At 71.2% G+C, this 4,996-nt stretch carries 3 protein-coding genes and 2 pseudogenes; 3 read left to right on the top strand and 2 right to left on the bottom strand.

Features of this window, described 5'->3' with window-relative positions; all coding sequences use genetic code 11:
- Positions 1-1,361 (top strand): CaiB/BaiF CoA transferase family protein (locus G6R25_RS21375; RefSeq protein ID WP_163554340.1); only part of this gene is annotated, 1,361 nt, incomplete at its 5' end.
- A 238-nt stretch (positions 1,362-1,599) separates the two neighbouring features.
- On the opposite strand, the gene G6R25_RS32030 is transcribed toward G6R25_RS21375, so the two are convergent.
- Both G6R25_RS32030 and G6R25_RS32035 read right to left on the bottom strand, forming a co-directional pair.
- Positions 1,600-1,809 carry a hypothetical protein gene (locus tag G6R25_RS32030; protein ID WP_235949362.1) on the bottom strand — a complete coding sequence of 70 codons (210 nt, stop codon included), beginning with the start codon at positions 1,807-1,809 and terminating at the stop codon, positions 1,600-1,602.
- A 153-nt stretch (positions 1,810-1,962) separates the two neighbouring features.
- Positions 1,963-2,136 (bottom strand): hypothetical protein, encoded by a 174-nt coding sequence (locus G6R25_RS32035; RefSeq protein ID WP_235949365.1) that lies wholly within the window; start codon positions 2,134-2,136, stop codon positions 1,963-1,965.
- A 344-nt stretch (positions 2,137-2,480) separates the two neighbouring features.
- Here G6R25_RS32035 and G6R25_RS32040 point away from each other — a divergent pair.
- Positions 2,481-3,644: pseudogene (locus G6R25_RS32040) on the top strand (enoyl-CoA hydratase-related protein); the annotation flags it as partial.
- 192 nt (positions 3,645-3,836) lie between these two features.
- Positions 3,837-4,598, top strand: a pseudogene (locus G6R25_RS21385) (SDR family NAD(P)-dependent oxidoreductase).
- Positions 4,599-4,996 lie beyond the last annotated feature (398 nt).

Genomic DNA, 4,996 nt, shown 5'->3' on the forward strand with positions numbered 1-4,996 from the left:
GCGCCCGACACGCCTTCGCCCCCGTCGAACTCGCCCCAGGGATATCGGCCCCCTTCCCGAACGGCGTGCCCGAACTGGACGGGCATCGCGCCGGAATCCGAGGCCCGGCACCCACGCTCCCCACCGAATCCTCAGCACCGCAGAGCTGGGCCGCCCGGCCAGCCCCGGGCCCGCGGGACACCTCCGGCGATCCGGGCAGCCGGCCGCTCGCCGGACTGCGTGTCCTCGACCTCGGTGTCATCGTCGTCGGTGCTGAGCAGGGGCGACTGCTCGCTGACCAGGGCGCCGACGTCATCAAGGTCGAGAACGACGCCTTCCTCGACGGCAGCCGCCAGGCCCGTGACGGCAGCGTCATGACGGTGACCTTCGCCGCCGGCCACCGCAACAAGCGCAGCCTCGGCCTCGACCTGCGTTCACCACGGGGGAAGGACCTGTTCCAGCGGCTGGTCGCCGACACCGATGTCGTGCTCACCAACTACCGTCCCGAATCCCTCGGACTCGGCTACGACGTTCTCAGAACCGTCAACCCGGCCGTCATCGTCGTGGACAGCTCGGCGTTCGGTTCCACCGGTCCGTGGAGCCGCCAGCTCGGGTACGGACCGTTGGTCCGCGCCTGCGCCGGCCTGACCGCGCAGTGGCGATACCCCGGCGAAGCGGATGGATTCTCCGACGCACTGACCGTTTACCCGGACCACGTCGCCGCCCGCATCGGCATCGCCGGCGTCCTCGCGCTGCTGATCCGCCGCCGCCGCACCGGGACCGGCGGAACGGTGAGCGTCAGCCAGACCGAGGTCATGCTCGGCCACGCGGCCGCGACAGCCGCCGACAAAGCCCTCGTCCGCGCCGGCGCCGAGGTCGAAGGACCCACCGAACCCGACGCGCCCTGGGGTGTGTTTCCCACCGCCGGAGACGACGACTGGTGCGTCGTCACCGTCCGCGGCGACGACGACTGGCAGGCACTGTGCCGAGTCCTCGACCGCGATGATCTCGCCGCCGAACCCGCCCTCACCAGCGCGAACGGACGCGCCACCACCCGAGATCGGATCGACGCCGCCCTCGTCGACTGGCTCGCCCAGCACGACGCCGTCGAGGCCATGAGCCTGCTGCAGGCGGCCGAGATACCCGCCGGAGCGATGCTGCGGGTCTCCGAGCTGCCCTCGTTCCCCTACTACACCGAGCGCCGCCTGTTCCGGCTGTCCGGACACCCACACATCAGACAGACCTTCTACCTGGAGAACGCACCCGTCCATTCCGCACGACTACCCGACCCACCCGATAACCCCGCCCCCCTACTCGGCGAACACACCGAACAGATCCTTCGGGAGACACTCGGCCGCACCGACAGTCAGGCCAACACGTGAGCACACCGGACAGTCTCGATCCCGGCACTCCGGTTCTGGTTGGAGTAGGCCAGTACGCGGAGCGGGTGAGTGACCCGGACTACCAGAGGCTGTCCGCGGTGGGGCTGGCCGCGGCGGCGGCCCGGCGGGCGGTCGCCGATGCCGATGTCGATCCGGCCGCGATCGACACGGTGGCGGGGGTCCGTCAGTTCGAGATCTCCGGCCCGCGGGCGAAGGCCCCGCTGGGCCGGTCGGACAACTACCCGCGCTCGGTCGCCGCCCGCCTCAGCGCGAACCCGGCGCGGGCCGTGCTGGAGGTCGTCGGCAGCCAGTCGCCGCAGCACCTCGTCAACGAGTTCGCCGCCGCCATCGCGACCGGCGCAGGAGAAGAGGTCGTGCTGCTGTTCGGCTCGGAGGCGATCTCCACCGCCCGGGCGCTCGCGGACGCCCCCGACCGGCCCGACTTCACCGAGCACGTCGGCGGTCAGCTCGACGACCGCGGCTACGGACTGGCCGGGCTCAGCTCCCGCTACCACGCCGCCCACGGCCTGCTCGGCGCGCCGAGTCAGTACGCGCTGTTCGAGAACGCCCGGCGGGCGCGGCTGCAACTGTCCCGCGCCGACTACGCCCGGGCGATGGGCGAGCTGTTCGCCCCCTTCACGAAGGTCGCCGCCGCCAACCCCCACGCCGCCGCACCGGTCGAACGCGACGCCGCGGAGCTCGCCACCATCACCGAACGCAACCGGATGATCGCCGATCCGTTCCCGCGGTTCGTCGTCGCCCGCGACCAGGTCAATCAGGGCGCCGCCGTCCTGCTCACCTCGGTCGCCACCGCCCGCCGCCTCGCCATCCCCCCCCGAGAAATGGATCTTCCTGGCCGGTCACGCCGACCTGCGCGAACGCGACCTGCTCGCCCGCGCCGACCTGTCGGCCAGCCCCGCCGCGGTCATGGCCGTCCGCCACGCCCTCGACGTCGCCGGCCTCGCCCTCGACCAGATCGGCACCTTCGACTTCTACAGCTGCTTCCCGATCGCCGTGTTCAATCTCTGCGACGGCCTCGGCCTCGCCCCCGACGACCCCCGCGGCCTCGCCCTCACCGGAGGCCTGCCGTTCTTCGGCGGCGCCGGCAACAACTACTCGATGCACGCCATCGCCGAGACCGTCACCCGCCTGCGCACCACCGGCGGCCACGGCCTCGTCGGCGCCAACGGCGGCTCGCTATCGAAATACTCCGTCGGCATCTACTCGACCACCCCGGCGCCCTGGCGGCCCGACGACAGCGCCACCCTCCAGGCGGAGATCGACTCCTGGGAGCCAGTCGAGGTAGCGACCCGCGCCGACGGCCCGGCGACGATCGAGACCTTCACCATCACCCACGGCCCCGACGGGCGCCGCACCGGCATCGTCGTCGGCCGCCTCGACCGCGACCACCGACGCTTCCTCGCCACCACCACCCGCGGCGACACCGACCTGCTCGACCTGCTCGCCGGCGAGTCCCCGTTCGGCGAACAGATCTTCGTACGCGCCACCGCCGACGGCAACCGGGCGGCGCTCAGCCGAACCGCCCTGGCCGCTCTGCTGCCCGCCCGGACCCCCAGTTTCCGCGGCGAGTACGATCATGTCCTCGTCCGCCGCGACGGCCACCTGCTGGAAGTCACCATCAACCGGCCGCAGGCCCGCAACGCCCTGCACCCCCCGGCGAACGCCGAGCTCGACGAGGTCTTCGACGCCTACTTCACCGACCCCGACCTGTGGGTCGCCATCATCACCGGCGCCGGGGACACCGCGTTCAGCGCCGGCAACGACCTGCTCTGGACGGCCAGCGGCAAACACGGCACCGTGCCGCTGACCGGCTTCGCCGGGCGGCCCGGCCGCCGGCACCTGACCAAACCCGTCATCGCCGCCGTCAACGGCTACGCCCTCGGCGGCGGCTGCGAGATCGCGCTCGCCTGCCACCTCGTCGTCGCCGACACCACCGCCCAGTTCGCCCTCAGCGAGGTCCGCGTCGGCCTCGTCGCCGGCGCCGGCGGCCTGATCCGCCTCCCCCGGACTCTGCCACCGAAACTCGCCACCGAAATGATCCTCACCGGCCGTCGCCTCAACGCCACCGAAGCCCACGCCCACGGCCTGGTCAACCGGGTCGTCCCCGCCGGCACCGCCCTCGACGGCGCCCGCGCGCTCGCCGCCGAGATCCTCGCCGGCTCACCGACGTCCGTACGCGTCTCGCTACAGATCATGAACGAAACCGCCGGGATCGCCGACCCCAACGACGCCATCGCCCACGACTCCCCCGCGATGGATGACCTCCTCCTCAGCGAGGACATGACCGAAGGCCTCACCGCCTTCGCCGAGAAACGCACCCCCACTGGCACAACCGCTGACCCCGACAGCCGCCCAGCTCAAGGGCCGCCGGTAGCCGACCGCGCATCAAGCGGAAGCACCACGGCGCCCACACATACCCGGTGTGGACGCCGTCCTGTCATGAAGGAGGAAATCATGTCGGTGTTAGATCGGTTCCGGCTGGACGGTCGGGTCGCCATCGTCACCGGAGCGTCATCCGGCCTCGGGGTCGACTTCGCCTGCAGCCTCGCCGAAGCCGGCGCGGACATAGCCCTGGGCGCCCGGCGGGTCGACCGGCTCGCCACCACCGCCAGGCTGGTCGAGAAGGAAGGCCGCCGCGCCCTGGCGGTCGCCACCGACATCGCCGACCCCGCCTCCTGCGACGCCCTCGTCACCGCGGCGATGGAACAGTTCGGCCGGGTCGACATCCTGGTCAACAACGCCGGAATCGGCGACACCGTACCGGCGCTGAAGGAAACCTCCGAACAGTTCCGCTCCGTGATCGACGTCAACCTGAACGGCTGCTACTGGATGGCACAGGCCACTGCCCGGATCATGAAACCGGGCAGCAACATCGTCAACATCGTCAGCGTCCTGGGCCTGACCACCGACGGGCTTCCCCACGCCGCCTACACCGCGAGCAAGGCGGCGCTGATCGGACTCACCCGAGATCTGGCCCAGTAGTGGACCGCAAGGCGCGGCATCCGCGTGAACGCCCTCGCGCCGGGCTTCTTCCGCAGCGAGATGACGAACGGACTGACCAACGCCCTCCTCAGCCGGCAGCTGGCGCGCGTCCTCACCGGACGTCTCGGTGACGGCGAGGAGCTGGCCGCAGCGCTGATCTTCCTCGCCTCCGACGCCGGAAGCTTCATCACCGGCCAGACGCTCGTCGTCGACGGTGGCTACACCATCACCTGAGTGGGCTGTTGCGTTGCGCGAAGTCACCACATGGCGCGCCGACAGTGGATCGCCGGAAGTGAAACCGGGCGAGCGTAGATGATTCCATCGTTACCGCCCGCAGGTAGACGACCGCGGCGCGGTCGGTTTCGCCGGCCTGCTGCCCGCCGGTGGTCGTGCCGGGCCGGATGCCGCCACAGGCCCCGCCGGCATATTGGTTTACCCGCTGGATAGGTGCGCCCTAAGCTGCCGAAATGACGGATACCCGTTCGATACCAATCCCGCGTTCCCGCCCGGCGGCCGCCGGCGGCACCGCATTCCCCCGCGGCCGCATTGTGCGAGCCCGCCCGCTCGGCCGGACGCACGGCGGATCGGCCCGCGCCCTTTTCCTGGAAGACCGTCCGACCTCGGAGTTACCC

The organism is Candidatus Frankia alpina (assembly GCF_902806485.1).
Taxonomy (GTDB): domain Bacteria; phylum Actinomycetota; class Actinomycetes; order Frankiales; family Frankiaceae; genus Frankia; species Frankia alpina.